Annotated in this window: 1 protein-coding gene; it reads left to right on the top strand. The window is 41.1% G+C overall.

What is annotated here, in order from left to right:
- On the top strand, nt 1–722 hold a 722-nt coding region (locus PVV59_RS09810), incomplete at both ends, for a baseplate J/gp47 family protein (RefSeq protein WP_273755887.1).

Here is a 722-nt window from a genome sequence, read left to right as displayed (position 1 = left end):
GAATATAGCATTCTTGAAAGTGATCCGTCCGTAAAAGTCATTGAGGCTTTTAGCTATCGAGAGTTGCTTTTAAGACAGCGTATTAACGAAGCGGCACGCAATAACATTCTTGATTTTGCAACCGGTGAATCTCTTGACGCTTTGGGAAACTGGCATGGTATTGCCCGCATGGAGGGTGAAAGTGATGAGAGATATCGTGAACGTATTCAACTTCATACCCGTGGTGGCAATGGTAGCGGGACAGAGCCCTATTACAAGCTTATAGCCTTAACAGCAGATAGTCGTGTTAAGGATGCGATTGTTTACCGTAAAGGCAAAGACCCAACCATCTATGTTGCTCTTTTTGGCAACAATGAAGAAGGAACGGCATCTGAAGATCTCATACAAACAGTCTCAGAAGCTCTTCACAGAAAAAATATCATCATGACCAATGATACAATCATTGTTCACGCTGCTGTCAAAAAAGTGCTGGATTTAGAAGCAGATGTTTGGCTGTTACCAGAAACATCTTTGAAAATTCTCACAACAATGGAAACAAATTTAAGAGCAGCATGGAGACAAGAACAAGCCATTGGTCGTGAATTAAGTTTGTCGTGGTGGATTTCAAAACTCATGATTTCTGGTGTGCAAAAAGTCATTGCCATTACCCCAACAAGGGACAGTATGGTTTGTGATGAAGAAGTTTTATCGATTGGAAAAATCACCTTAAACTTCAAAGGGCG

The organism is Bartonella sp. MM73XJBT.G (assembly GCF_028618435.1).
In the GTDB taxonomy this organism is placed as follows: domain Bacteria; phylum Pseudomonadota; class Alphaproteobacteria; order Rhizobiales; family Rhizobiaceae; genus Bartonella.
This window is presented reverse-complemented; position numbering and strand designations above follow the sequence as displayed.